Origin of the sequence: Streptomyces sp. MAR4 CNX-425, assembly GCF_048656465.1 — a bacterium.
Lineage (GTDB): Bacteria > Actinomycetota > Actinomycetes > Streptomycetales > Streptomycetaceae > Streptomyces.
Genome location: NZ_JBMDLF010000003.1, coordinates 643,299 through 667,383 on the forward strand (window position 1 = coordinate 643,299; position 24,085 = coordinate 667,383).

General features: G+C 76.6%; 26 protein-coding genes. 15 read left to right on the forward strand and 11 right to left on the reverse strand.

Annotated features, from left to right (window positions below):
* Positions 1 to 65: 65 nt before the first annotated feature.
* Positions 66 to 1,451 (reverse strand): BTAD domain-containing putative transcriptional regulator, encoded by a 1,386-nt coding sequence (locus ACHZ99_RS12560; RefSeq protein WP_420304702.1) that lies wholly within the window; start codon positions 1,449 to 1,451, stop codon positions 66 to 68.
* 99 nt (positions 1,452 to 1,550) lie between these two features.
* On the opposite strand from ACHZ99_RS12560, the gene ACHZ99_RS12565 reads away from it, so the two are divergent.
* Positions 1,551 to 2,096, forward strand: a complete 546-nt coding sequence (locus tag ACHZ99_RS12565; protein WP_420304553.1) for a hypothetical protein — start codon at positions 1,551 to 1,553, stop codon at positions 2,094 to 2,096.
* A gap of 15 nt (positions 2,097 to 2,111) precedes the next feature.
* Here ACHZ99_RS12565 and ACHZ99_RS12570 read toward each other — a convergent pair whose 3' ends face one another.
* Positions 2,112 to 2,438 (reverse strand): CU044_2847 family protein, encoded by a 327-nt coding sequence (locus ACHZ99_RS12570; RefSeq protein WP_420304554.1) that lies wholly within the window; start codon positions 2,436 to 2,438, stop codon positions 2,112 to 2,114.
* Positions 2,439 to 2,664: 226 nt separating this feature from the next.
* On the opposite strand from ACHZ99_RS12570, the gene ACHZ99_RS12575 reads away from it, so the two are divergent.
* From ACHZ99_RS12575 to ACHZ99_RS12585, 3 genes are all read left to right on the forward strand, one after another.
* Positions 2,665 to 3,693 (forward strand): hypothetical protein, encoded by a 1,029-nt coding sequence (locus ACHZ99_RS12575; protein WP_420304555.1) that lies wholly within the window; start codon positions 2,665 to 2,667, stop codon positions 3,691 to 3,693.
* A 264-nt stretch (positions 3,694 to 3,957) separates the two neighbouring features.
* Entirely contained in the window at positions 3,958 to 4,503 is a 546-nt protein-coding gene (locus ACHZ99_RS12580; protein WP_420304556.1) for a hypothetical protein, read from the forward strand.
* A 241-nt stretch (positions 4,504 to 4,744) separates the two neighbouring features.
* On the forward strand, positions 4,745 to 6,256 hold the full coding sequence (locus ACHZ99_RS12585) for a serine/threonine-protein kinase (protein WP_420304557.1): 1,512 nt from the start codon (positions 4,745 to 4,747) through the stop codon (positions 6,254 to 6,256).
* Positions 6,257 to 6,276: 20 nt separating this feature from the next.
* Here the strand turns inward: ACHZ99_RS12585 and ACHZ99_RS12590 are convergent, their stop codons facing one another.
* From ACHZ99_RS12590 to ACHZ99_RS12605, 4 genes are all read right to left on the reverse strand, one after another.
* Positions 6,277 to 6,960: a ribonuclease H family protein gene (locus ACHZ99_RS12590; RefSeq protein ID WP_420304558.1), complete on the reverse strand. Its 684-nt coding sequence runs from the start codon at positions 6,958 to 6,960 to the stop codon at positions 6,277 to 6,279.
* 203 nt (positions 6,961 to 7,163) lie between these two features.
* A complete protein-coding gene (locus ACHZ99_RS12595) occupies positions 7,164 to 8,381 on the reverse strand; it encodes an RNA polymerase sigma factor (RefSeq protein ID WP_420304559.1) in 1,218 nt (405 codons plus the stop codon).
* Between the two features lie 38 nt (positions 8,382 to 8,419).
* A complete protein-coding gene (locus tag ACHZ99_RS12600; RefSeq protein ID WP_420304560.1) occupies positions 8,420 to 8,563 on the reverse strand; it encodes a hypothetical protein in 144 nt (47 codons plus the stop codon).
* Between the two features lie 70 nt (positions 8,564 to 8,633).
* Complete coding sequence (locus tag ACHZ99_RS12605; protein WP_420304561.1) at positions 8,634 to 9,503, reverse strand: NAD(P)H-binding protein; 870 nt, start codon at positions 9,501 to 9,503, stop codon at positions 8,634 to 8,636.
* Positions 9,504 to 9,576: 73 nt separating this feature from the next.
* On the opposite strand from ACHZ99_RS12605, the gene ACHZ99_RS12610 reads away from it, so the two are divergent.
* Positions 9,577 to 10,071, forward strand: a complete 495-nt coding sequence (locus ACHZ99_RS12610; protein WP_420304562.1) for a MarR family transcriptional regulator — start codon at positions 9,577 to 9,579, stop codon at positions 10,069 to 10,071.
* Between the two features lie 137 nt (positions 10,072 to 10,208).
* Here the strand turns inward: ACHZ99_RS12610 and ACHZ99_RS12615 are convergent, their stop codons facing one another.
* Complete coding sequence (locus ACHZ99_RS12615) at positions 10,209 to 10,685, reverse strand: hypothetical protein (RefSeq protein WP_420304563.1); 477 nt, start codon at positions 10,683 to 10,685, stop codon at positions 10,209 to 10,211.
* 334 nt (positions 10,686 to 11,019) lie between these two features.
* On the opposite strand from ACHZ99_RS12615, the gene ACHZ99_RS12620 reads away from it, so the two are divergent.
* From ACHZ99_RS12620 to ACHZ99_RS12635, 4 genes are read left to right on the forward strand one after another with little or no spacing between them, the layout of a single operon-like run.
* Positions 11,020 to 12,273, forward strand: a complete 1,254-nt coding sequence (locus ACHZ99_RS12620) for a polyprenyl synthetase family protein (protein ID WP_420304564.1) — start codon at positions 11,020 to 11,022, stop codon at positions 12,271 to 12,273.
* Positions 12,263 to 13,069: a class I SAM-dependent methyltransferase gene (locus ACHZ99_RS12625; RefSeq protein ID WP_420304565.1), complete on the forward strand. Its 807-nt coding sequence runs from the start codon at positions 12,263 to 12,265 to the stop codon at positions 13,067 to 13,069. Before ACHZ99_RS12620 ends, ACHZ99_RS12625 begins: the two co-directional genes overlap by 11 nt.
* 11 nt (positions 13,070 to 13,080) lie before the next feature.
* Complete coding sequence (locus ACHZ99_RS12630) at positions 13,081 to 14,991, forward strand: FAD-dependent monooxygenase (RefSeq protein WP_420304566.1); 1,911 nt, start codon at positions 13,081 to 13,083, stop codon at positions 14,989 to 14,991.
* A complete protein-coding gene (locus ACHZ99_RS12635) occupies positions 14,988 to 15,917 on the forward strand; it encodes a UbiA family prenyltransferase (protein ID WP_420304567.1) in 930 nt (309 codons plus the stop codon). Before ACHZ99_RS12630 ends, ACHZ99_RS12635 begins: the two co-directional genes overlap by 4 nt.
* A 24-nt stretch (positions 15,918 to 15,941) precedes the next feature.
* On the opposite strand, the gene ACHZ99_RS12640 is transcribed toward ACHZ99_RS12635, so the two are convergent.
* Entirely contained in the window at positions 15,942 to 16,661 is a 720-nt protein-coding gene (locus ACHZ99_RS12640; RefSeq protein WP_420304568.1) for a hypothetical protein, read from the reverse strand.
* Positions 16,662 to 16,883: 222 nt separating this feature from the next.
* On the opposite strand from ACHZ99_RS12640, the gene ACHZ99_RS12645 reads away from it, so the two are divergent.
* From ACHZ99_RS12645 to ACHZ99_RS12655, 3 genes are all read left to right on the forward strand, one after another.
* On the forward strand, positions 16,884 to 17,177 hold the full coding sequence (locus tag ACHZ99_RS12645; protein WP_420304569.1) for a hypothetical protein: 294 nt from the start codon (positions 16,884 to 16,886) through the stop codon (positions 17,175 to 17,177).
* A gap of 418 nt (positions 17,178 to 17,595) precedes the next feature.
* Positions 17,596 to 18,156: a hypothetical protein gene (locus ACHZ99_RS12650; RefSeq protein WP_420304570.1), complete on the forward strand. Its 561-nt coding sequence runs from the start codon at positions 17,596 to 17,598 to the stop codon at positions 18,154 to 18,156.
* 76 nt (positions 18,157 to 18,232) lie between these two features.
* Positions 18,233 to 18,925 (forward strand): DsbA family protein, encoded by a 693-nt coding sequence (locus tag ACHZ99_RS12655; protein ID WP_420304571.1) that lies wholly within the window; start codon positions 18,233 to 18,235, stop codon positions 18,923 to 18,925.
* Positions 18,926 to 18,947: 22 nt separating this feature from the next.
* On the opposite strand, the gene ACHZ99_RS12660 is transcribed toward ACHZ99_RS12655, so the two are convergent.
* The 3 genes from ACHZ99_RS12660 to ACHZ99_RS12670 all read right to left on the reverse strand — a co-directional run bounded on the left by ACHZ99_RS12660 (position 18,948) and on the right by ACHZ99_RS12670 (position 20,954).
* Entirely contained in the window at positions 18,948 to 19,559 is a 612-nt protein-coding gene (locus ACHZ99_RS12660) for a DUF305 domain-containing protein (protein ID WP_420304703.1), read from the reverse strand.
* Positions 19,560 to 19,594: 35 nt separating this feature from the next.
* Positions 19,595 to 20,224: a DUF3105 domain-containing protein gene (locus ACHZ99_RS12665; protein ID WP_420304572.1), complete on the reverse strand. Its 630-nt coding sequence runs from the start codon at positions 20,222 to 20,224 to the stop codon at positions 19,595 to 19,597.
* A 169-nt stretch (positions 20,225 to 20,393) separates the two neighbouring features.
* Complete coding sequence (locus ACHZ99_RS12670) at positions 20,394 to 20,954, reverse strand: hypothetical protein (protein ID WP_420304573.1); 561 nt, start codon at positions 20,952 to 20,954, stop codon at positions 20,394 to 20,396.
* A 222-nt stretch (positions 20,955 to 21,176) separates the two neighbouring features.
* Here ACHZ99_RS12670 and ACHZ99_RS12675 point away from each other — a divergent pair, with 222 nt between their 5' ends.
* The 3 genes from ACHZ99_RS12675 to ACHZ99_RS12685 all read left to right on the forward strand — a co-directional run bounded on the left by ACHZ99_RS12675 (position 21,177) and on the right by ACHZ99_RS12685 (position 24,071).
* Positions 21,177 to 22,130 (forward strand): arsenic resistance protein, encoded by a 954-nt coding sequence (locus ACHZ99_RS12675; RefSeq protein ID WP_420304704.1) that lies wholly within the window; start codon positions 21,177 to 21,179, stop codon positions 22,128 to 22,130.
* Between the two features lie 315 nt (positions 22,131 to 22,445).
* Complete coding sequence (locus ACHZ99_RS12680) at positions 22,446 to 22,883, forward strand: NfeD family protein (RefSeq protein WP_420304574.1); 438 nt, start codon at positions 22,446 to 22,448, stop codon at positions 22,881 to 22,883.
* A gap of 54 nt (positions 22,884 to 22,937) precedes the next feature.
* Positions 22,938 to 24,071 carry an SPFH domain-containing protein gene (locus tag ACHZ99_RS12685; RefSeq protein ID WP_420304575.1) on the forward strand — a complete coding sequence of 378 codons (1,134 nt, stop codon included), beginning with the start codon at positions 22,938 to 22,940 and terminating at the stop codon, positions 24,069 to 24,071.
* The last annotated feature ends 14 nt before the right edge of the window (positions 24,072 to 24,085 follow it).

Here is a 24,085-nt window from a genome sequence, read left to right on the forward strand (position 1 = left end):
CTTGGCACCGGAGGCTACCGACGACCGGCCCCGCACGCGAGGGGGAGCGCCGCGCCGGCCCCGGGTCACCCCCGGCAGCGCGCGCCCTCCCGCACCGCGCAGGTGCCCAGCGAGCACCAGCGCCGGCGCCCCGGCGCGTCGAGGAACAGCCAGCCGCAGTCGGGCGACGGGCACGCCGTCACCGTGAAGCGCTGCGGGTCGCCCAGCAGGTCGGCCGCGCTGCGGGCCACCGCCAGCACCGGCAGGCGCAGGCCCGCGGCGGCCCGGAGCCGCCAGCGGCCCAGCCCGTCCTCGTCGAGGACGAACTCCGCGGCCCGGGCGGCGTCCTCCGCGGTACGCGCCACGTGCGCGAACGCGCGCCGGTCGGCGGGGTCGACGAGGCAGTCGTGCACCGCGGTACGCAGCTCGCGGGCCTCCGTCAGCGCCGCCCGCGCGTCCGCGGGCCGCTGCTCCGCCTGCTTGAGGAGCCGGGTGACCAGCCAGTCCTCGACCAGGGCGAGGTGTCCCGCCCACACCGCCAGCGCCCGGTAGCCGGTCAGCCACTCCGCGCCCGTACGGAACCCGCCGCCCCAGCCGGCCCAGGTGTTGCAGAACTCCAGCGCGGGATTGCCGCTGGTGTGCAGCGGCAGCCGGACGTGCTCGATCCGTACCGCGTACGCGGGCACCGACGGCTCGTCCAGCGCCGGGTCGGCGCCCAGCACCTTCTCGTACACCTCCCGCAGGGCCGGCCCGGGCGCGACGCCCAGCTCCGCGTCCAGCGCCAGCCGGGTGGTGCGGTACAGGTCGAGGGCCTCCGCCTGCCGGCCGGCCCGGTACAGCGCCGTCATCAGGGCCGCCACCAGCCGCTCGCGCAGCGGGTACCGCTCGACCAGCGGCCGCAGCTCGGCGGCCAGCGGGCCGCCGTCGGCCGGTGCCCGGCCGGCGGCGCGGGGGTGGCCGTCGAGCCCGACGCGCAGCCGGTCCTCGGCGCGCTGCTCCAGCGCCCCGAGCCGCAGCTCGGCCAGCTCCGCGCCGAGCCGGGCGCGCAGCTCGCCGTCCGCGAGCCCGTCGAGGAGTTCGCCGCGCCACAGCGCCAGGGCCTCCTCGGTACGGCGCAGCCGCCCGGCGGCGTCGCGCACCGCGGCGGCGGCGCGGGCGCGCTCGGCGAACTCGGCGGCGTCGGTGCGCCAGCCGCCGGGCTCGACGGCGTAGCCGCCGCCGCGGGTGGCGATGCGGACCCCGTACGGCCGGAGGGCGGCGCGCAGCCGGCTGACGTAGGTGTGGAGGGTGCCGCGCCACCGGTCGTCGGGGCCCTCCTCCCACAGCAGCTCCGCCAGCCGGTCGGCGGGGACCACGCGCCCGGGGCCGAGGAGCAGCACCGCGAGCAGCAGCCGCTCCTGGCGCCGCCGGCCGAGCGGGACGGGGGCGCCGTCGCGTACCGCCTCGAAGGGGCCGAGCAGGCGGAACTCCAGCACGAGGGCAGCGTACGCCGGTGTGGTAAGCGGATGGTGAGACGGCGGTCCCAGGCTCGGTCGCGGACACACCACCGCGAGCCGAAGGAGCCCACCGCCATGCGCCGTTACGCCGCCGCAGCAGCCACCGCCGCAGCGCTCTGCCTGACCGCCGCCCTCGCCGCCCCGGCGGCCGCCACCGGGGACGGGGACGGCGACGGGGGCGGGGGCGACAGGGGCTGGCGCCCGGTCCACTACGACCCCGTGAACTACCCCGCCGGCGAGCGCTGCGACTTCGCCTTCCGCACGGAGCCCGTGCGCAACGAGACCATGGTCAAGACCGTCGCCACGTACCCCGACGGCTCCCCGAAGACGGAGCTGTACAAGGGGGCCCTGACCGTCCGCGTCACCAACCTCGAAACGGGCGCCGCGTACGTGGAGGACGCGAGCGGCCGGGGGCTGGCGCGGTACGCCCCGGACGGCGCGCAGACCTACTACGCCGTCGGGCCGTTCCTCGTCGGCTTCGAGGAGGGGCAGGGGAACCTGCCGCGCGGCGAGTACGTGGTCGACGGCGTGTACACCTTCACGTTCACGGCCGACGGGCAGCGGACGGTGGACTGGGTGGGCCCGAAGAAGCTGACCGACGTCTGCGCCGAGATCGACTGACCGGGCGCGCGTCCTTCACGGGGTGGCCGGGGCCCGTTCGAGGGTCAGGGTCACCTCGAAGGACGCCTCCGCGGACGCCTTGGACAGCACCACGCCGGCCTCCGCCGCCAGCGTCACCCCGAAGCTGACCTCCATCGTCGACACCCGCCACCCGTCCCGCGCCGGCACCTCCGCGAGCGACCGCTGCGCGATCGCGGACGCCTCGACGATCGCCGCCTCGATCTCGGCGCCGCGCTCGGCCAGCGGCGCGGTCGTGCCGCCTCTCCGCCCGATCTGCCGCCCGCCGCCTCCGGCGCCGAGGTCCACCGTCTCCACTCTGACCGGGGAGGTAGAGGCCGCCACCGTTTCCCCTCTCTGTGCGCGCCGTTGGGAACCGGGTCAAGCATGACACCCGGGGACGGATCACGGCCCGCCGAGCAGGGAGACGACGCCGGTGCGGGATGCGCAGCGGTTCCGTTGTCACCTTGGCCGGGGCCCGTTCGTCGTAGGAGTGGGGAGGGCCGTCCCGGCCGCCGCACCACGGCTGCCGGGACGGCATCCCGCCCATGCGGCGGTCCAAGGGGGGTACGTGGGAGGACGGCGGCTGGCTCTGCCCGCGGGGGTGGTGGCCCTCGCGCTGGCCGGGGGCCTGGTGTGGGGCCTGTGGCTGCGGCACACCGGCGACGACCTGGGGGACGAGTGCGGGGGCACGCTCGCCGTCGAGGAGGCGCGGGAGTTCTTCGGGGGCGCGGACCTGGAGGTCCGCGGGCGCACCGAGGACGCGACGGGCTACCCCGTCGACCCGGCGGGCCATCAGACCCTGCGGTGCTCCGTCCTGACCCGCGGCGGTTCGGGCGGCCCCGTGCTGCGTCTGGTGGTTCGCCCGCGGGCCGCCTACCGGTTCAGCGGCGCGGCCGAACGGGCGGAGGCGGTCCCGCTCGGCCACGGCTGGAGCGGCTCCTTCGACGGCGGCGACCCCGGCGGGCCGTCGGCGGCGGTCCTCCTCGCGTGCGAGCCGGAAGCGGGCGACGGCCTGCTGGTGCAGGCCGAGGCGACGGCCGGCGAGGACGAGCTGAGCGCACGGCAGCGGCTCCAGGTGGCGCGCCTCGCCACCGAGAGCGCGCGCCGGGCGAAGGACGCGTACGGCTGCGAAGGCCGGCCCGGCGGCCGCCCGGACGCCGTACCCCGGAACCTGGCCCCGGCCCTGCGGCCCGTGGCGCGGGCGCAGGGCACCTGCGCCGGTGTCCTCACGGCGGCCGACGCCGCCCGGCTGCGCGTGACCACGGTCTGGGAGCGGCCCGGCGGCAGGGCGCTGACCGAGTCCTGCGCCCTCAACCGGGGCAGGCTCGGGCTCTTCCGCCTCACCGCGTCCTACGGCCCGCCCGCCGACCAGGAGATCGAGCTGAGCACCGGGTACGAACCGGAAGGGGACACCGTCACGCTCCGCATCACGTGCCCGGCGCCGATCGGCCTGGCCTACTTCCAGCTGGTCCGCACGGCGGACGCGGGCCCCGACGGCGAGGTCCGCCGCCACGCCACCGCGGACCGGGGCGAACTGGACGACCTCCTCGACGCCTTCATTGAAGCCTCGGCACGCCGCCACGGCTGCCAACCCTGACCGACCCGCCCCGGCCGGGCTGGTGCACGCCGCGCCGGCGGCCGGCCGGGAGCCCCGCCACCAGCCACCCGTGGGACCCCACCCGGGCATCGGCACGTCCGCGGGCCTTCGACGCCGTGAACGCCTACAACTGCGGCGGCGGGGGCGGGTGACCGGGCGTTTTGGCCGCCCGCCGGGCCGCCGGTAACGTGTGCGCCTTCTCCGGCGGTCGTCAAGGTCATATCCCGCCGGACACACGGCAGTCGAGAGTGGGCGAAGGTCGGGATGAAGCACGTCATACGCGGGCACAGGGGTGCCGTCGCGGCAGCGGCCGGTACGGCGGCGGCGCTGCTCGCGCTCACCGGCTGCGGCGACGACGGCGGGGGCGGCGGCGGGTCCGGCGACGGGCCCGCGCAGGCGGACGCCGTCGAGGCGATGCGCTCCGCCGAGTCGGTGCGCGCCGTCGGCGAGATGCTGTGGGTCGCCGACCCCGCCCGGGTCGACGTGCGGGTCGACAAGAAGGGCAACTGCGTCGGCAGCGCGGGCAACGACAAGCAGGGCAGCGTCGAGTTCGTCATGCGCGGCGACACCGTGTGGCTCAAGCCGGACGCCGCCTACCTGGAGTCCGCGTACTCCTACGACGCCGCCGTGATCGCCGAGGTCGAGGGCTCGTACCTGGAGGAGTCCAGGGCCGACGCCCCCTCCGACATCGTGGACCTGTGCACGCTGGACACGTACGTCGAGGAGACCGACAGCGTCGTGTCGTTCAGCCCGGAGATGACGCGGAAGGGGACGACCGAGCACAAGGGCGTCCCGGTCGTGCATTCGTAGGGGGCGGGAACGGCAGTTGCCGCGGTGAGCACAACTACCGCCCCTCCCCGCAGATCTGTGCACGAGGGCGCCTCGTGCGAGAAAACTTCGCCCAGCCCGGCGCTAACACGCGCCGCGGCGTACGCCGTCATCGACGGGGGCCCGCTGCCGGACCGGACAGGGATGCGGCGGCCCTCTCCTTCTCACGGGACCAGCCGGAATACGCCCTTCGAAGATCCCCGCCGCTGCCTACGATGGAGGAATGGCTGGGGCGAGCGGCCGGCTGATCGCCGGCCGGTACCGGTTGGACGAACCGGTGGGGCAGGGCGGCATGGGCCGCGTCTGGAGCGCTCGCGACGAGCTGCTGGACAGACGGGTCGCGGTGAAGGAGATCATCTTCTCGGCCGACGTCGGGGACCGGCAGCGGGAGAAGCAGCTGCGCCGCATGATGGGCGAGGCCCGCGCGGCGGCCCGGCTCAACCACCCCGGGATCACCACGGTGTACGACGTCGTCGAGCACGACGGCGCGCCGGTGATCGTGATGGAGTTCGTCGACGGCGGCTCGCTGGCCGCCCTGCTCCGGGAGCGGACCCGGCTGCCGGTGCCGCGGGTGGCCGAGATCGGGGTCCAGGTGCTCGCCGCGCTGGCCGAGGCGCACGCCGCGGGCGTGGTGCACCGCGATCTGAAACCGGACAACATCCTGGTGACCGACCGGCGGGCGGTGATCACCGACTTCGGCATCGCCGGCATCGCCGACGCCTCGGCGGGGCTGACGACCACCGGCGGGCTGCTGGGCACGCCCGCGTACGCCTCGCCCGAGCAGCTGAGCGGCGAGCCGGCCACCGCCGCCTCGGACCTGTGGGCGTTCGGCGCCACGCTGTACGCGGCCGTCGAGGGGCGGCTGCCCTTCCACGGCTCGAACCTGTGGACGCTGCGCCGGGCCATCTGCGAGTCCGAGCCCGAGCCGTTCCGGCACGCCGGGGCGCTGGTACGGATCATCACGGCGCTGCTCGCCAAGGAACCCGGCGAGCGCGCGACGCTCGCGGTGGCCGCCGCCGAACTGCAACGCCACACGGGGCACGTGGAACACGCGGGCCTCCCCGGCCACCCGTCGGCGCCGCCGCCCCCCGCCCCCGGCGACGCAGCGGCGTCACCCTACGGGCCGCCGCCCGCGGGCCGCCGGCCGGCGCGGCGGCTGGGGTGGCGGCTGCGGGGGCGGCGGGCGGCGGATCCGGGGGCGTACGGGGCGCCGAAGTCGCTCGGAGGCGCGTACCCCGGCGCGTACACCGACCCGCCCGAACCCGCGTCGCCGCCCCTGCCCGCGCACCCGCCGCCCGGGCCGACCCGGGTCATGCGGACCGACGCCGTCGCGGAGCTGGAGCGCGGGGCGCGCGAGCGGCTGCGCAGCCAGGCGTCGGTGAACCTGCGCCTCCTGGAGGTCATCGCCGCGGCGCCGCCCACGGACGCGGACCTGCTGACCGGGCTGCGGAACCTCAAGGGCACCCACCTGCACCGCGTCGGGGCCATCCTGACGGACGCGGAACGCAAGCTGGTCCGGTTACGCGACGGCCAGGACGCGGCGTCGTGGCGGGCGCTGGAGCCGTACGCCGCGCACCACGAGGAGTGGCTCGCCGCCCGCCGCGGCGCGCTCGCCGCGCTGGACGCGGCGCTGGGGCTCCCCGAGACGCTGCTGACGGGCGACAGCCCGCGGGAGGCGCTGCTCGCCGCGGTCGAGGTCTTCGGGGCCCACCTGCGGGAGCTCCAGTCGAGCTGAGGGGGCGTGCGGCGCCCGGCTCACGCCTCGGCGCACTCCGGGTGGCCCCAGCCGGAGGAGTTCTTCGCGATCGTCGTACCGGCGGCGTACGACCCGCCGCAGCGGCAGCGGCCCGGGTACTTGGCCGTGAGCTTCGCCTTCCCGGAACGCCGCCGGGGAGCGGCCCTCTTGCCCGCCGCGCCCGTGCCGCCGGCGCCCCCGGCCGGGTCGTCCGCCGCCTCGGGCAGCGGCGAGCCGTGGGCCGAGCCCGCCGGCTGCTGCGTACGGGCCACCTGCGCGGCGGCCGCGTCGGCGGCGGCGTTGTAGGGGTCGCCGCCGACCTGGTGCGCGCGGACGTGCACCAGCCGTACGTCGCGGCCCGTCAGCCGCTCGTCGATGCCGCGCACCAGCTCCTGGTTGGCCACCGGCTTGCCCGCGGCCGTCTTCCAGCCCCGGCGCCGCCACCCCGGCAGCCAGTCGGTGACCGCCTGCATCGCGTACGTCGAGTCCATCCGCACCTCCAGCGGCGCGGCCGGGTGCGTGGCCTCCAGCAGCCGCAGCAGGGCGGTCAGCTCGGCGATGTTGTTGGTCGCCTTCCCGAGCGGACCGGCCTCCCAGCGCACCACCGCGCCGTCCGGGCCCGCCACCACCCAGGCCCACGCGGCCGGCCCCGGGTTCGGACTCGCGGCGCCGTCGCACGCGGCGATGATCAGGTCGTCAGCCATGCGGCCGATTCTTGCATCCCGTACGGGGACGCCTGCCGGCCGACCGCTACGAGCGCCTCGAACCCCGCACCGCCCCCGGTACGCGACCCGCGCCGCGGGCCCGGCGGCTGCCTCCGCGTACGTCTCCGTCGGACTCCCGGCCCCTGAACGTCAGGGCAGGGTCGACCGGCGGACGGACGGGCCCGACGGGCTGACGGGCGGGGTCAGAGTTGTTCGAGGCGGCGGGTGAGGAAGCGCCGCTCGGGGGGTGTGGTGGCGAGGTCGAGGGCGCGCCGGTAGGCATCCCGGGCGCGGGCGGTGTGGCCGAGGCGGGAGAGGAGTTCGCCGCGGGTGGAGTGGAGGTAGAGGTAGCCGTCGAGGTCGAGCCGGTCGATGACGCGCAGCGCCGTGTGCGGGGCGCCGGCCCGGGCGATGGCCACGGCGCGGTTCAGCTCGACCACGGGCGAGCGGGTGAGGTCGGCCAGCCGGCCGTACAGCCGGGCGACCCGCGGCCAGTCGATCCGCTCGCGGGTCTGGAGCGCGGCGATGGCGGCCCGGAGGACGTACGGGCCGCGCCCGCCCAGCGCGAGGGCCCCGTCGAGCACCGCCCGGCCGCGGGCGATCTCCCGCCAGTCCTCCCGCGAGCGGCCCTGGTCGTACAGCACCACCAGGTCGACGCGGTCGCCCCAGCGGCCGTCGCCCCCGCCCCCGCCGGCGCCGTCGCCGGAGGAGCGGGCCCGGCGGCGGGCGTGGTGGAGGGTCATCAGCGCGAGCAGCCCGTGCGTCTCGGGCTCGCGCGGCAGCAGGTCGGTGAGTACCCGGCCGAGGCGGAGGGCCTCGGCGCCGAGGTCGACGCGGCCGCGCCGGCCCTCGTTGAAGATGAGGTGGATGACGGAGAGCACGGCGTCGAGGCGTTCGGGCAGCTGGGGCGGCCCGGGCACGGCGAACGGGATTCCGCTCGCCTTGACCTCCGCCCTGGCGCGGGTCAGCCGGCGCCTCATGGTCGCCTCCGGGACCGCGAACGCGCGGGCGATGTCGGCGGTCGCCAGCCCGCCGAGGGCCCGCAGGGTGAGCGCGACCCGCCCCTCCGGGGGCAGTGCGGGATGGCAGCAGGTGAAGATCAGCTCAAGCCGCTCGTCCCTGATCGCCGCGCCGTCGCCCGCGCCGTCGCCCGCGCCGCGGACGTCGGCCCCGGGGACGTCGTCGGACTCGTTCGTGGCCATGGCCGCCTCGGGGAGCGGAAGGTGGCTCTTCCCGGCCGGGGCGCGGTCCCGGCGGATCCGGTCCAGCGCCCGCCGCCGCGCCGTCGTCACCAGCCACGCGCCCGGGTTCGCCGGCATGTCGTCGGCGGACCAGCGCTCCGCCGCGGTCGCGAACGCCTCCTGGGCGGCCTCTTCCGCCCGGTCGAAGTCGCCGAGGTACCCGACGAGGGAGGCCAGCACCCGGCCCCACTCGCCGCGGAAGACCTCCTCCGGCCGGTTCAGGGCCGCACCACCGGTCCGGTCTCCACTCCCCCGCCGCGCCGCGCGAGGGGGATGCGCGCCGCCGGCTCCGACGCCGCGGCCCGGGCGGGCAGCGACGTCTCCGGGCCGGGCTCGGCGTGGATGAGCGGGGCGAACAACATGGGCACCTCCGGGGGCGACGAACTCTCACCACTACGACGAAACAGCGGCCTCGGATGGGACATGATCCGGTTACGCGCTCGGTGCGCCGCCGCCCGGGGCCGCGAAGGCGGCGGCGTTCTCCGCGGCCCAGGAGGCGAAGGTGCGGGCGGGGCGGCCGAGGAGTTCGCGCACGGTGCCGGTGGTGGGGCCGGGGGCGGTGGCGTAGTCGGCGAGGGAGCCGAGGAGCCGGTCGGGTACGTCCGCGGGGAGGCCCTGGGCGAGCATGGCGCGGCGCACCTGATCCGGGGGGAGTTCCTCGAAGGCCAGGTCCGGGCGGCCGGCGGCCTCGCCGATGAGGCGGACCTTGTCGTGCTGGGTGAGGGACTGCGGCCCGGTGAGTACGTGGGCGTGGCCGGCGGCCCCGTCGCGTACGAGCGCCCGCACGGCCACCTCGGCGATGTCCCGCTGGTGGATCGGCGAGGTCGCGGCGCGGGCGTGGGCGCCGCGTACGACACCGGTGGCGCGGATCTGCGGGGCCCAGGCCAGCGCGTTGGCGGCGAAGTCGGCGCACCGCAGGAACGTCCACGCGAGGCCGCTGGCCCGGGCGGCGTCCTCGACGGCCCGGAACTCCTCGGCGAACCGCCGCTCCCCGGCGGGGTGCACCACGGTCGCGGCCGACAGCACCACCACCCGCCGCGCCCCGCGGGCCGCCGCCAGCGCCAGCAGCCCGGCGGCCGCGCCCCCGGCGGCCCGCGGGCTGAGCAGCACCGACGCGATCCCGTCCGGCAGTCCGGTGAGGCTGTCCGGCCGGGACGGGTCCCCCCGGACCACGTCCGCGCCGTCCGGCAGGGCGGCGGCGGCCGGGTCGCGGGTGACCGCGACGGTCTTCTCGCCGGCTTCCACCAGCAGGTTCACCGCCTCGCGGCCGACGTTCCCGGATGCTCCGATGATCACGTGCATGACGAGGCCCCTCGATCGTTCGCGTGCCTTAATATACGAGAACCGTAGCATATTGATTTGAGAGGCATACATTATGGAATCCGAAGCACCTGCGGGAGGCGACGCGGACACGGCGGGCCGCCGCCGGACCACCGCCGAGGTCAAGCGGGGGCTGCGGGAGCTGAGCGCCGAGCTGACCCTGCTCAACCGGCAGGTCGGCGGCCGGCTCGGCCTCAAGGACGTCGACCTGGACTGCCTCGACCTCATCAACGCGCACGGCCCGCTGAGCCCGACCGCCCTGGCCCGCCGCGCCGGGCTCCACGCGGCCACCACCACCGGCGTCCTCGACCGGCTCGAACGCGCCGGCTGGGTGGTGCGCGAGCGCGACCCGGCGGACCGCCGGGCCTCCCGCGTACGGGCCCTGCGCGAGCGCAACGCCGAACTGCTGGAGCTCTTCGCCGGGATGGACTCCCGGATGGACCGGATCTGCGCCGACTTCGACGAGGCCGAACTCGCCCTCATCGCCGCCTTCCTGCGCCGCACGGCCGCCGCCGGCCAGGACGCGACCGCGGAACTGGCGGACGGCTGACGGCGGACGGCCGACGGCTGGTGACTGGCGGCGGTCCGGGAGCGCGGCGGCGCCGGGCGGCGCACGGGCCGGTGGCCGGGCGGGGAGCCGCCCGGCCACCGGCCGTGCTGCGGGTGCGGGCGCCTGCCCGGGGCGCGTCAGTCGAAGACGAACGGCCCGGGCTCCTGCGCCGACGTGGCCTCGCAGGTCGCCGTGCTGCCGAGGACCTCGACGGTCAGGGACGTGGCCACCAGCGAGTCGCCGGAGGCGACCGTGCCGGCCAGCGGGCCGGTGTCGGCCGGGCTGTTCGCCGGGATGGCCGGGTTGGAGCTGCCGGTGAACTCCACCGTCTCGGAGCCGTTCTTGGTGAGGGTCAGCGTGGAGGTGGCGGTGTTCTCCGCGATGTCGATGGGGGCGGTGATGGCGGCGGTGGTGATGGTGATGGTCGCGGCGGTGCCGTCCTGCGTGGCTTCGAGGGTCGCCTGACCGGCGCCCCAACTGCCGCAGTCGAAGCTGACGGTGGCGGTCTGCGGCTCCACCGCGAGCGCGCCGGGCGCCGCCGCCAGCAGCGTGCCGGCGGCGATCGCGGCACCGAGGCCCAGGGCGGTACGTGCCGTCGGCCGTCCGTTCTTCATGGAGTGCCTCTCTCCTGTGGGGGGGTACGTGGGGGTTGCGCGGGGGGTTGCTGTGCCCGGGATGGATCACCCCGGGCACCTAGGCATTGAGGCAGCCGCATGGCCGGGAGGGCAAGACCGCCGGCCCTCTTGGCTTGACATGGGCGTCTCGATTGCGTCAATCGCCCCGGGCGGGTTTCAGCGGCGGCCGGGCGGCCACGGCCCGGGTGGGCGCCCGCGCGGCGCGGCGCGCCCCCCGGAGGGGTGATCCGGAGTGCCCTGGGCTTTCGCGGCGTCGTTAACCACCCCGGTGGGCGCCCACGCACCTTGTTCCCCGGGAAGGCGGCTTGTCCTCATGCAGCGCACCGACGCCGGCGCGGCGGGCTTTCCGCTCGCCGAGCTGCGGCACGCCGTCGACGCCGGCATCGGCCGCTGGCTCGACCGCGGTTCCGGATCCGGCGGCTCCGGGTCCGGGTGCTCCGGGTCCGGCGGGCTGGCCGACGCGCAGCGGTGGGCGCTCAGTCCGCCCGGCAAGCTCGTACGGCCCCTGGCGCTGCTCGCCTCCGCCGGCGCGGTCGGCGGGCGGTACGAGGCCGTCCTGCCGGCCGCGGTGGGCGTCGAACTCGCCCACGTCGCCACCCTCGTGCACGACGACATCATCGACGGCGACGGGCTGCGCCGCGGCCGGGCCGCCGCGCACCGCAAGTTCGGCACGGCCCACGGGATGCTGGCCGCCGACGCGTTGTTCTTCGCGCTGTTCCAGCAGCTCGGCGCCTGCCGGCGCAGCGGCGTGCCCGACCGGTCGGTGCTCGACGCCGTGGAGGCCCTCGGCGCCGCCGGGCAGCGCACCGCGCGGGGCGTCGCCCAGGAGATCGCGCTGAGCGGCGGTCTGCACGGGCTGACCGGGCGGGCGGACGGCGGGATCGCCGCGTACGTGGAGATGGTGCGGCTGAAGAGCGCGTCGCTGTTCCACGCCGCCTGCCACGTGGGGGCGCTGCTCGGCGGCGGGAGCGCGGAGCAGACGCGGCTGCTCGGGGCGTACGGGGAGGCGGTGGGGATCGCGTTCCAGATCCGGGACGACCTGCTGCCGTACGTGGCGCGCGAGGACGGCGACGCCGGGCCGCGCGCCGGCAAGCCCGTCTGCAGCGACCTCCGCAACCGCCGCCCCGCCCTCCCCGTGCTCCTCACCCACCGCCTCGGCGGCAGCGCCGAACGGGCCGTGCTCGCCGAGCTGGTCGACGGCACCGCCGACGCACCCGCCCGCCGGCGTCGGCTGGCCGAGCTGGCCCGCGACACCGGCGCGCTGCACGCGGCGCGGAGCATGGCGCGCGCGTACGTCGACCGCTGCCACCGCGCGCTCGCCCCCGTGCCCGCCGGCGCCGACCGCGACCGGCTCGCGCGGCTGGCGGACGAGGTGGCGGAGACGGCGTACGACGACGGGGACGGATGCGGGAACGGGCACGTGGACGAGCACATGGACGTGAACAGGCACGTGGACGGGGACGGGGGCGGGGATCGCGACGGCGCCGGCCACGGGCCGGGGTCCGGCCCGGCACCCGCGCCCCACGCCGTGCCCCCGCTGCCCGGCGGTGACCGCCGTGCCCCCTGACATGCCCCGCGGCGGCCCCCGCGCCGCCCGCTGGGACCGGCTCTTCGAGACCGACCGCGACGAGTACATCGACCGCCCCGGCTCCCCCGCCCGCTGCCGCCGGGTGCTCCGCGGCCTCGACCGGTTCCAGCGCCTCACCCTCGGCTACCGCACCTGCGCCCGCCTCACCGCCGCCGCCCTCGCCGCCGCCCCCGGGCCCGTCCCCGACCCCTTCGCCGACCCGTTCGCCGGGCCCCGCGTCCTCGAACTCGGCGCCGGCTGCGGGCGCCTGTCGTACGCCCTCCTCCGCCGCCTGCCCACCGCCCACGTCACCGCCAGCGACGTCAACCCGCGGGTCGTCGACGCCCTGCGCGCCGGGCCCCTCGGCCGCCACCCGCGGGCCGCCTGCGCCGTCGTCGACGCCACCGCGATCGACGCCCCGGCCGGCGCGTACGACGTGGCCGTCATGGCGATGTCCCTGCACCACCTGCCGCCCGCCGGGGTGGCGGCGCTGCTGCGCGAGGGCACGCGGGTGGCGCGGACGCTGCTGCTGGTCGACGGGTGGCGGCATCCGCTGAGCCTCGCCTCGGTGCCGCTGATGTTCCTGACCGGCGGCCCGGCCCAGGCGCACGACGGGCTGATCAGCCTGCGCAAGGTCTACGCCGCCGCGGCCGTGCGCGCGCTGGCCGGCCAATGCGGGGCGCCGGTGCGGGTGGACACCCGGTTCGCGCCGCCCGGGTACCTCGTCGCCACCGCCACCCGCTCGCCGGACGTCCCGGCGGCGGCCGTTCCGTCCCGTCCCCGTATCCGAAAGTGAGCCGCACCGGTATGCCCACGAGGACCCCGCCCGCAGCGGTCGACGACACCTTCGACGTGTCCGGCACCGACGACCCGCGCGCGGCCGTCGCCCGCTTCCGCAGCCCGCTCACGCGCATGCTGCTCGGCGGCGACGGCCTGACGACCACCCTGCTGGAGTCCTGGGCGGGGTCCCGGCTGCGGGTCGGGGACGTGTCCCTCCGGTTCGTCCGCCCCGAGCGCGCCCCGCGCGGCGCCGCGGCCCTGCTGGGGGCCGCCGCCGCGGCGGACACGGACCTGCTCGTACGGCACTCCACCCTCACCGACGCGCACGGGCGGCTCTGGTCGTGGAACCAGGTCGTCGCCGGCCCGGCCCGCGCCGTCGACCCCGCCGTGCGGCGCTGCCTCACCGACGGCTCGGCGCCCCTCGGCCCCGCGCTGCGGGCCGCGGGCGCGCGGCTGGGGCGCGCCGTCGTACGCGCCGGGGTCACCCCGTGGCCAGGGGCCCGGGCCGGAGGCCGGGCCCGGGCCGGAGACGGGGCCGGGGACCGGGGCGGCGTTCCGGACGTACCGGCTGTGGTGCGGGGACGTGGTGCTGGCCGCCGTCCGCGAGGTGTTCAACCCCGCGTACGTCCCGGCGGACCGGCGGGAGGCGCCGTGACGGGGCCACGGCGGCGGCTGCGCACACAGGTCGCGATCGTGGGCGCGGGACCGGCCGGGCTGGTGCTCGCGAACGTCCTGCTGCGGGCCGGCGTCGACGCGGTGCTCGTGGAGCGCCGCTCCCGCGCCGACGTCGAACGCCGCGCGCGGGCGGGCCTGGTGGAGCACCGGATCGTCGAGTACCTGCGCGCGCACGGCCTCGCCGACCGGCTGCTGGCCGACGGCACCCGGCACGGCTGGTGCGAGTTCCTGTGCGCGGGCCGGCTGCTGCGCTTCGACTACGCCGCGCAGTCCGGGGGCGTCCGGCACTGGGTGTACCCGCAGCAACTCCTCGTCCGCGACCTCGTCGCCGCCCTGTACGCGGCCGGGCGCCCGCCGGAGTTCTCCCGCCCGGCCGTACGCGTCCACGCGGGCGCGGACGGCTCCGGACACGCGCGCGTGGAGTGCGCCGGGCTCGACGTCGACTGCGACTACGTCGTCGGCTGCGACGGCCCGTACGGCGTCAGCGCGCACGCGCTCCCCGCGGCGCCCGCACCGGAACCCGAACCGGGAGCCGGGCCGGGAGCCGCACCGGAGCCCGGGCCGCAGTGCGGGCTGGACGAGCGCTACCCGTACGACTGGCTCACCCTCCTCGCCGAGGTCGACCGCGTCGTGCCGGGCGTCGTCTACGCCGTCCACGAGGACGGGTTCGCCGGCGTCATGCCGCGTACGGCGCGGCTGGCCCGGCTCTACCTGGAGATCCCCGCCGGCGACGCCGCCGCCCGCTGGACCCCCGCCCGCGTGCACGAGCGGCTGCGCACCCGGCTGACGGGCGCGGGCGCCGCCGTGCCGCGGCTGGGGCGCATCGTCGAGAGCGGCGTGCTGCGGATGCGCTCCCGCGTCCGGCAGCGCTTCCAGCACGGCCGCCTCTTCCTCGCCGGGGACGCGGCGCACGTGCTGACGCCGTCCGGCGCCAAGGGCATGAACCTCGCCGTCGCGGACGCCGCCGACCTCGCCGACGCCCTCATCCGCCGCTACCGCCACGGCGACGAGGCGTACCTCGCCGGCTACACCTCCCGCCGGCTCCCCGAGGTGCTGCGCACCCGGAACCTGGCCGCCGGCTTCCTGGACCTGCTGCACCCGCGCGGGCCGCAGCCCGCGGACCGCCGGGCGGCGCTGGCCGCGCGGCTGGCGCGGCTCACGGAGCTGGCCGCGCCGGGGGCCGCGGGCGCCGCGTTCGCGCACTGGTACGTAGGCGCCGGCCCCGACCTCCCCGTACCGCACACCTCGGAGCCCACCCCATGACCCTCCCCGTGACCGTCGCGGTCCAGGCCCGGGCCCTGTACGGCTTCTCCCGCGGCAACCAGGCCCTGCTCAGCATCGCCCAGCCCCTCGTCGGCGCCCTCATGGCCACGGACCGCCCCGACCCCGGGCGGCTGGCCCTCGCGGTCCTCGCCACCGCCGCCGCCTTCCTCGCCGTGTTCGCGGCCAACGACCTGTTCGACGCCCGCCTCGACCGGCGCAGCGCGGCGATGGCGCAGACCCGCCGGGGACCCGACCTCGACAGCGCGGGCGGGCGGCACCCGCTGGCGCAGGGCAGGCTGCGGGTCGCGGCGGGGGTGGCGTGGGTGCTGGTGCTGGGCGCGGTGGCGCTGGGGGTGGCGGTGGCGCTGAGCCCGGTGTGCGCGGCGCTGTTCGGGTGCGCGGCGCTGCTCCAGGCGGTGTACTGCCGGCTGGCCACGGTGACCGCGTACAAGTGCCTGCTCAGCGGGGTGATGGTGGCGATCGGCGCGTGCGCGGGCTGGTTCGCCTTCGCGGACGCCGTCGACCCGCTGCGGCTGGGGCTGCTGGCGCTGTGGATGGCGGCGTGGGAGATCGGCGGCCGGAACATCCCCAACGACCTCGCCGACGTCGACGAGGACACCCCGCTCGGCATCAGGACCGTCCCCATCGTCCACGGGCCGCGCACCGCCGCCCGCCTCGCCGCGGCCCTCCTCGCCGTCGCCGCGGCGGCGGCCTGCGCGCTGGCCGTCGCGGCGTGGCCGTCGTACGGCGCGGTGGGCCTGGCGGCGGTGGCCCTCACCGCCGTCCCGACCGCCCTGGTGCCCGCCGCGCGCCTCCTGCGCCGCCCGGACGCGGCGACGGCGCTGGGCGCCTTCAACCGGGCGTCGTTTCACCCGGTGGGGGTGCTGGCGGCGTTCACGGCCGGGGCGGTGGTGTTCGTGACCTGACGGCCCCGGGGGCGGCCGGGCCGGTCACCGGATGACGCCGCGGAGTCCCGCGAGGGCGAAACCCACCGCGGAGCCCAGCAGGACCAGCGCCGCCACGCCCCAGCCCACCGGAATGGACCACATCGGCCACCCGGCCCCCGCCTGCACCCACAGCATCACGATCGCGGCGGCACCGATGGCGAGGGCGTGCCACCGCACCGCGGCCGCCGCCACCACGTGCCGCCGGCTGCGGCGGCCGAACAGCCCCCACAGGCCGCCGGCGAAGGCCACCACCCCGAAGGACACGCAGCCGATCGCCCCGGCGAGCCGGTCCTCCGGCCAGCCCACCGGCCCGTCGGACGTCTGCTGCCGCCGCCCCTCGGCGTCCCGCACCTCGACGACGTCCCCCTTCCACACCAGGCCGACGACCTTCTCGTCCGGCGCCAGCCCCGACAGCACCGGACCGGTGTTGCGGAACGTCACGTGCCACGGCTCGCCGCCGGGCAGCTCCAAGTCGGCCTCCGGCGACTCGCCGTCCCTGCCGCTGTTCAGGTCGGTCCCGCGGACGGTGAAGTCCTGCTCCCAGAGGCAGTCCGACACCTCGACCGGAACGGAAGCGCACTCCGGCGCGGCCCGGAAGTCCCGCTCCCGGTCCAGCGCCTCGCGCACCTGGAAACCCATCCCCACCCCGAGGGCGCCCACCAGCACGGCGACCAGCATCCAGGCCACCGCCCGCAGCCCCCGGGCCCACGGCGCCTCAGCCATCCGTCCTCCCCCCGGTTCCGAGGGTCACAGCATCCACCGGTGAGAAGCGGGCAGGCAACCCGGACACCGGGCAGCACCCGCGGGCCCAGCTTGCCGACCCCCGGCAACCACCGCGGGCGAGCGCGGGGTGTGGGTTCCGATCTCCGTTGTCGTCCGGTGGCCCAGGCTTCTTGGCCAAGGGGCAGCTCTGCGTTGCACCCGGGGGGCGGGCAGCATGGCGGTGTGGCTGAGCTGTCGTGGGATGACGTGAAGTGCTTCTTCGACCCGGATCTGATGGGGTCGCTGCCGGATGTGCGTGTCCCTGGCGCCTCGGTGGAGGACTGGCAGGCGGTCCTCGATCTTGTCGCGGAAAGGGGCTGGCAGTGCCGGTACTCCGAAGGCGAGACGGTGCTTCCGCTGCCGCGGGCGGAGGTTGACGGCCATCCGGTGCTCGGTTTCGATGCCGAGGCCGACCGAGTCGTCCTCCTCGTGGAGCCGCTGGTCAGGACGCGGGCGAGTTCCCACCGGCGCTCGTAGGCCACCATCCCGCCCGCCGTCGAGGCGGGGAGTCCGCCCGCGCCCTCGTCCGCCGGAATCCGCGGACCGCCGGTGACAGGCCACGTGGACAACGACATCTCTGGTCGGAGTCCACGGCGCGCGGGTGTCAGGGGCGGGTGGCGGCGTAGTACGGCATGCTGTCGAGCGGGGTGATCTCGACGTTCTTGCCCGTGCGGGGGGCGTGGATCGCCTTGCCGTCGCCGACGTACATGCCGCATGACCGTTTCCTCTCCGCCGCCGACGCGCGCCGCCACATCGCAGCCAGCGCGGCGGCCACCGCCCGGGGCCCGGTCCCGGCCGCGGGGGCCCGGCCGCGGGGCCGGGCGCGGTCGTTAGGCTGCCGGTGACGCCCGCCGTCCGGATCCGGTCGGCGGCCGGCCGACCCCTGGACGCGACCGTGACAGCCCGTACGCTCCTCGCGCCGGCGCTCACCGCCGGCTGCGTGCTGCTCCCGCAGCTGGGCCCGGCGCTGCCCGCCGGGCCCGTGCGGGCGCCGGGCTGCCTGGGGCTCTTCGCGGTCGCGGCGGTCGTCGGGTGGGTGGCCGCGGGGCGGCAGCGGCGTACGGACAGGGGCGGGCTCGCCGCCCTCGCCGGGGCGCACCTCGCGCTCGACCCGCTGTGCGCCCTCGCCGCCCTTGACGGCTCCGCGCCGCCCTGGGGGCTGCTCGGCGCCCAGGCCGTCGCGCTGCTGATCTCCGCGCGCCTGCTCGGCGCGGCGGACGCGCTGCTGGCGCGCGGGCGGGCGCTGCTCGCCGAGGTGCGCGGGTACGTCCGCGCGCGGCGGCGCGTACGGGGCGCGCTCACCGCGTACGAACCGCCCCACCCGCCGCTCCCCGCCCCCGCCGCGCCGCCGCGCGGCCACCGCGGCGCGGCGCGCCCGCCGCTGCGCGGCCCTCCGGTGCACGCCCCGCACCCCGCCCGGCCCCCGGCCCCGGGCCGCTTCGCCCTCGCCTCCTGACGCGGGCCCGGCGCGGCCGGTGCCGGGGGGTGCCTCCGGCACGTACCGCCACCGCCCGCACCCCAGCGAGGAACCGATGCCCGAAAACCAGTCCCGCCCCCAGACCGCGCGCAAGAGGAAGCACCTCTACGCCGCCGCCGTCGTCGCCGCCGCCTTCCTCGCGGTGTTCGCCTTCGCCGCCGCCTTCCTCCCCGACGACGACTCCCCCACCGACGCCACGCCCGCCGCCGACCCCCGCGTCGTACGCGCCGACAGCCACCGCCTGACCGCGCCCGCCGACAGCGAGGTGACCCTCGTGGAGTTCCTCGACTTCGAGTGCGAGGCGTGCGGCGCCTACTACCCGGCCGTCGAGAAGCTCCGCGACCGCTACGGCGACCGCGTCACCTTCGTCGCCCGCTACTTCCCCATGCCCGGCCACCGCAACGGCGAACTCGCCGCCCGCACCGCGGAGGCCGCCGCCCGCCAGGGCAAGTTCGAGGAGATGTACGGCAAGCTCTTCGAGACCCAGGCGGAGTGGGGCGGGGCGCGGGGGTCGAAGAAGGAGGTCTTCCGCGGCTTCGCCCGCGACCTGGGCCTGGACCTGGCCCGCTTCGACCGCGACCTCGCCGCCCCCCGCACCGCCGACCGCGTCCGCACCGACCAGCGCGACGGGCTCGCCCTCGGCGTCCAGGGCACCCCGACCTTCTTCCTCGACGGCGAGAAGATCTCCAGCCCCCGGTCGTACGAGCACTTCGCCGCCGCCCTGGACGAGGCCCTCGCCGCCCCCTGACGGGCGGCCCGCGCCCGCCGTCCTACGGCTTCGCCGTGCCGCCCCGCTCGTCGATCATGCCCTTCATCAGCTTGATCTCCGACCGCTGCCCGAGCGTCATCGTCTTCGCCAGCCGCCGCACCGCCGGCGTCCCGGCCGCACTCTCGGCCATCCGCGACATCGTCACGCCGCCCCGGTGGTGCTCGGTCATCAGCGTGAGGAACAGCACCTCGGCGTCCTCGCCCGTCTCCCGGCGCAGCCGGTCGAGCTGGGTGTTCGTCGCCATGCCCGGCATCAGGGCACCGTCGTGCGGCTCGAAGGACATGTCGTGGCCCATCCAGGACATCGGCGGCTCCGCCGTCGTCTTCGGCAGCTTCCACATGTCCAGCCAGCCGAGCAGCATGCCGCGCTGGTTGGCCTGGGTGTTGAGGATGTCGTACGCCAGGCGGCGCACGTCCTCGTCGTCGGTGCGGTCCCGCACGATGAGGGACATCTCGACGGCCTGCTGGTGGTGGACGGCCATGTCGCGGGCGAAGCCCGCGTCCGCGGAGGCGTTCCCGGGGACGGCGGCGGCGTCCTCGCCGTCCCCGCCGTCCCCGCCGGTGACGAGGACGGCGAGGAACCCGCCGCCGACGAGGAGCGCGGTCACCAGCATCGCCAGCGGCCCCCGCAGAGCGGGCCGGAGGGCGGTCACGCGCCCTTCCCGCCGGTGCACGCGGCGCCCGGCTCGGGGGTCTGCGGCCCCTGGACGTACTTCTCGAAGAACTTCTCCACCCGGGGGTCCGACGCCTTCTTCACCGTCAGCTGCTTGCCCCAGGCGGTGAGCGTGAGGGTGCCGGGCTGGTCGGGGTACGGGCTGATCATCGTGTACGGCGTGTTCTGCACCCGCTCCGTGAGCTTCTTGACGTCCGCGTCCTTGGCGCCGTCGGCGTACGTGACCCAGACGGTGCCGTGCTCCAGCGCGTGCACGGCGTTCTCGTCGCGTATCGGCTCGGTGTAGACGTCGCCGTTGCAGTTCTGCCAGGTCGGGTCGTGGTCGCCGCCGGCGGGAGGCGTCATCTTGTAGTCGACGTCCTCGGTGACGTGGTCCCGGCCGAGGTCGTCCCAGCTCTGCTCGCCCTTCAGCGGCTTGGCCGCCTCCTTCTCCTCCTCCTGGGCGGCGTCGACGATGAAGTAGCCGCCGATCGCCGTGGCTATCACGACGACGGCGACGGCGAGGTAGGTCAGCTGCTTGTTGCGGCGCTCGCGGGCGGCTTCCTTGCGGCGCAGCTCCTCGGCGCGGGCGCGGCGGGCGGCGGCTTTGGACTTGGCGGAACCCATGACGGACCCTTCTCCCCGCCGGGCGCGGACGTGTACGCGCGGGTGCGGCGGGGCGGTTGTGAACGTGGACGGAGACGACGGAGGTACGGGCGTACCGCGGTACGCCGCGCGCGCGTGCCGCCGCGCGGTGGGCGGGGCGGCCGTTCGGGGACGCGCGCGCCGCCCCGTCCTAGGTCCGCTGGACCTGCAATTCGTGCAGGCAGGGCGAGCCCACCGCGCTCGGCGCGGGCGGGCCGACGCCGCCGTCGACGGCACCCGCCGGCTGCGCGGCGTGCGCCGGGCTGGCGGGGGCGGGCCCGGGGCCGGGTCCGAACAGGGGGGTGGCGGTGGCGCGTTCGGAGGCGGCGGGGCAGTCGCCCACGGGGGCGTCGGGGGTGTGGGCGGTGGAGCAGTTCACGGGGAGCGGGACGGCGGAGCGGGGGGCGGAGTCGGGTGCGCCGGAGGCGTCCGGGGCGTCCGCCGCGTCTCCCGTGTCTCCCGCGTCCGCCGCCGGCCGCGCCTCGGACCGGGCTCCGGCCGCCCGTAGACCGTCCAGACCGTCCAGGATGTCGGCGCGCGGGCCGTCAGCTCGCAGAACCAGGGCGTGCCCCGGGGCGTCGCCGCCCCCGCCGCCGTCCGCGCAGGCCACCGCCCCGGCGAGAAGCCCGACGAGGGCGAGAACGCAGCCGAGCACGCGCACGCGCGGGCGGGCGCGCGTCGCGCCGCCCCATCCCCTGCGTGGCCTGGTCATCGCCGCGCATCGTAGCCCGCCCGGGTGCGGCGGCACAGCGGGGCATCCGGTCGGCGGGGGCGGCGGGAGGGCGGGGTGGCGCGCCCCGGCCGGTTACGGTCGGGGCACGGGGAGACGCCGGCCACCCGCCCGTCCCCGTACCGTCACGTCCCCGTCCCGCACCTGCCGCCGCACCACCCGCAAGGAGCCCGTGTGTCGCAGTCAACCGGCCCGGTCGCGGCCATGGAGCGGCACCAGGTCGCCGTCTACCTCGGCGCCCTGGCCACCGGTGCCCTCGTCGGCCTGGCGGCGCCCGGCGCCGGGCCGGGGCTGGAACACGCCATCAACCCCGTCCTCGCCGCCCTGCTGTACGTGACGTTCCTCCAGGTGCCGGCGGCCCGGCTGCTCCGCTCGCTGCGCGCCGGCCGGTTCCTGGCGGCGGCGCTGGCCGTCAACTTCGTCGTCGTCCCGGCGGTGGTCGCGGCGATGTTCGCCTTCCTGCCGGACGAGCAGGCCGTCCGCATGGGCGTCCTGCTGGTCCTGCTCACCCCCTGCGTCGACTACGTCATCGTCTTCAGCGGCCTCGCCGGGGGCAGCAACCACCGGCTCCTCGCCGCCACCCCCCTGCTGCTGATCGCGCAGCTGGTCCTCCTCCCCGGCTACCTCTACCTCTTCCTGGGCTCCGACCTCGCCGACGTCGTCGAGGCCGGGCCGTTCGCCGAGGCGTTCGCGTTCCTCATCGCCCTCCCGCTCGCCCTCGCCTGGCTCACCCAGGCGTGGGCCGCCCGCCGCCGGACCGGGCGGCAGGCCGCCGACGCGGTGGGGACCGCGATGGTGCCGCTGATGGCCGCGACACTGGCGACGGTCGTGGCGTCCCAGGTGCCGAAGCTGGACGACGGCGACAGCCTCGGGGACGTGGCCCGCGTGGTGCCGTTCTACGTGCTCTTCCTCGCCGTGATGGCCGTCGCCGGCCTCGCCGTCGCGCGGCTGTTCCGCCTCGACGCGCCGGACGGCCGCGCGATCGTCTTCACCGGCGCGACCCGCAACTCCCTGGTGGTCCTGCCGCTGGCCCTGGCGCTGCCGGACCGGCTGGCCGCGGCGTCGGTGGTGGTGGTCGCGCAGACGCTGGTCGAAGTGGTCGGGATGGTGGTCTACGTCCGCGCGGTACCCCGCCTGCTGCCCGACCCCGCCCCCTGAGCCCACCCCACGGACGCGAAAACCACCCCAACCCGACCCCGCACCCACCGCCACAGCCCCCGAAACCCCCGCTCCCCCACGGACGCGACACGCACGTACGTCCTGTCCGGCACACCCCCGACACCCGCCAACCGGCCCACGGCCCCTCCACCCTCCGCCCCCCGCGGGACGCGAAAACACCCCAACCCGACCCCGCACCCACCGCCCCGCCCCCCGAAACCCCCGCTCTCCCACGGACGCGACACGCACGTCTGTTCTGTCCGGCATTCCCGGGATGTAGCTTGGGGGGTAGTCCCCGGAAGGGAGGCTGATGCGATGCCGTGGATCGTCTGGCTCCTCGCCGCCGCGGCACTCGGTGCCGCCGAGTTCTTCACGATGACGCTGGTCTTCGGCCTCCTCGCCGGCGCCGCGCTGGTGGCCGCCGTGGTGGCCGGGGTGGGCGTCGGCGCGCTCGGGCAGTTCGTCGCCCTCGGGGCGGCCACCGCCGCCGGGTTTGCCGTCGTACGTCCCCTCGCGCTCAGGCACATGGCGCAGACACCGCTCAGCCGTGAGGGCAGCGACGCGCTGCTCGGCAAGCGCGCCGAGGTCGTGCAGGAGGTCACCGCCACCCGCGGCCTGATCAAGCTCTCCGGCGAGGAGTGGTCCGCGCGGGCCCTCGACGAGACCGCCGTCATCCCGGTGGGCGCCCTGGTGGAGGTCATGGAGATCGAGGGCGCCACCGCCGTCGTGTACCCCCGCGAGCTGCTCCCCTGACCCGCTGAACCGCAACACCGCTGAACCGCTGAACGCACAGCCATCGGAGGAAGTGTGGACCCGGTTGTCATCCCGATTCTCGTGGCGGCGCTGGTCGTCGTCTTTCTCGTGGCCTCCAGCGTGCGGGTGGTGCCACAGGCGCGCCGCTACAACATCGAGCGGTTCGGCCGCTACCGCCGGACGCTCCAGCCCGGCCTGAACTTCGTCGTGCCGGTCGCGGACCGCATCAACACCAAGCTGGACGTGCGCGAGCAGGTCTACTCGTCCGACCCCAAGCCGGTGATCACCGAGGACAACCTCGTCGTCAACATCGACACCGTGCTCTACTACCAGATCACGGACCCGCGGGCGGCGGCGTACGAGGTCTCCGACTACCTCCAGGCCATCGACCAGCTCACCGTCACCACCCTCCGGAACGTCATCGGCGGCATGGACCTGGAGGAGACGCTCACCTCCCGCGAGGAGATCAACGCCCGGCTCCGTACCGTCCTCGACGACGCCACCGGCAAGTGGGGCATCCGCGTCAACCGCGTGGAGATCAAGGCCATCGACCCGCCGCACAGCATCAAGGAGGCGATGGAGAAGCAGATGCGGGCCGAGCGCGACAAGCGCGCGGCCATCCTGCACGCCGAGGGTGAGCGGCAGGCCAAGATCCTCACCGCCGAGGGCACCAGGCAGAGCGACATCCTGGAGGCCCAGGGCACCCAGCAGGCCATGATCCTGCGGGCGGACGGCGAGGCGCAGGCCGTGGAGCGCGTGTTCCAGGCCGTCCACCGCAACAACGCGGACGCGAAGGTGCTGGCGTACAAGTACCTGGAGACGCTGCCGCACCTGGCGAACAGCGACAACAACACCTTCTGGGTGATCCCCGGCGAGCTGACCGAGGCGGTACGCACCGTCACCACCGCGTTCGGCGACAAGTCGGCCGCGAGCCTGCCGCCGTCCGCGCCGGCGACGGCGCCGGAGGCCGACGAGGAGCCGGCCGAGGGCGGCGAGGGCGGGACGCCGGAGCTGGAGGCGGGCGGGCCGCCCGCGCTCGACGCGGTGGCGGCGGCCGTCGAGGCGGCGAAGGAGGCCGACGCGGCGGTGAACGAGGCCAAGGCGGAGGCGGCGGAGGCGGCGAGTTCCGCGCAGGCGCCGAAGCTGAACCGGAAGAAGCCGACCGGGGGGCAGAAGACCGAGGAGTAGGCGGCCGGGAGCAG

Excerpts from the sequence above, each read along its gene's own strand:
- ACHZ99_RS12600 (WP_420304560.1), bottom strand. The coding sequence starts at position 8,563 with ATGTTGTTCGCCCCGCTCATCCACGCCGAGCCCGGCCCGGAGACGTCG.
- ACHZ99_RS12665 (WP_420304572.1), bottom strand. The coding sequence starts at position 20,224 with ATGGGTTCCGCCAAGTCCAAAGCCGCCGCCCGCCGCGCCCGCGCCGAG.
- ACHZ99_RS12615 (WP_420304563.1), bottom strand. The coding sequence starts at position 10,685 with ATGAAGAACGGACGGCCGACGGCACGTACCGCCCTGGGCCTCGGTGCC.
- ACHZ99_RS12655 (WP_420304571.1), top strand. The coding sequence starts at position 18,233 with ATGCCCGAAAACCAGTCCCGCCCCCAGACCGCGCGCAAGAGGAAGCAC.
- ACHZ99_RS12680 (WP_420304574.1), top strand. The coding sequence starts at position 22,446 with ATGCCGTGGATCGTCTGGCTCCTCGCCGCCGCGGCACTCGGTGCCGCC.
- ACHZ99_RS12610 (WP_420304562.1), top strand. The coding sequence starts at position 9,577 with ATGGAATCCGAAGCACCTGCGGGAGGCGACGCGGACACGGCGGGCCGC.
- ACHZ99_RS12580 (WP_420304556.1), top strand. The coding sequence starts at position 3,958 with ATGAAGCACGTCATACGCGGGCACAGGGGTGCCGTCGCGGCAGCGGCC.
- ACHZ99_RS12640 (WP_420304568.1), bottom strand. The coding sequence starts at position 16,661 with ATGGCTGAGGCGCCGTGGGCCCGGGGGCTGCGGGCGGTGGCCTGGATG.
- ACHZ99_RS12565 (WP_420304553.1), top strand. The coding sequence starts at position 1,551 with ATGCGCCGTTACGCCGCCGCAGCAGCCACCGCCGCAGCGCTCTGCCTG.
- ACHZ99_RS12670 (WP_420304573.1), bottom strand. The coding sequence starts at position 20,954 with ATGACCAGGCCACGCAGGGGATGGGGCGGCGCGACGCGCGCCCGCCCG.
- ACHZ99_RS12630 (WP_420304566.1), top strand. The coding sequence starts at position 13,081 with ATGCCCACGAGGACCCCGCCCGCAGCGGTCGACGACACCTTCGACGTG.
- ACHZ99_RS12590 (WP_420304558.1), bottom strand. The coding sequence starts at position 6,960 with ATGGCTGACGACCTGATCATCGCCGCGTGCGACGGCGCCGCGAGTCCG.
- ACHZ99_RS12635 (WP_420304567.1), top strand. The coding sequence starts at position 14,988 with ATGACCCTCCCCGTGACCGTCGCGGTCCAGGCCCGGGCCCTGTACGGC.
- ACHZ99_RS12620 (WP_420304564.1), top strand. The coding sequence starts at position 11,020 with ATGCAGCGCACCGACGCCGGCGCGGCGGGCTTTCCGCTCGCCGAGCTG.
- ACHZ99_RS12605 (WP_420304561.1), bottom strand. The coding sequence starts at position 9,503 with ATGCACGTGATCATCGGAGCATCCGGGAACGTCGGCCGCGAGGCGGTG.
- ACHZ99_RS12660 (WP_420304703.1), bottom strand. The coding sequence starts at position 19,559 with ATGCTGGTGACCGCGCTCCTCGTCGGCGGCGGGTTCCTCGCCGTCCTC.
- ACHZ99_RS12675 (WP_420304704.1), top strand. The coding sequence starts at position 21,177 with ATGGAGCGGCACCAGGTCGCCGTCTACCTCGGCGCCCTGGCCACCGGT.
- ACHZ99_RS12585 (WP_420304557.1), top strand. The coding sequence starts at position 4,745 with ATGGCTGGGGCGAGCGGCCGGCTGATCGCCGGCCGGTACCGGTTGGAC.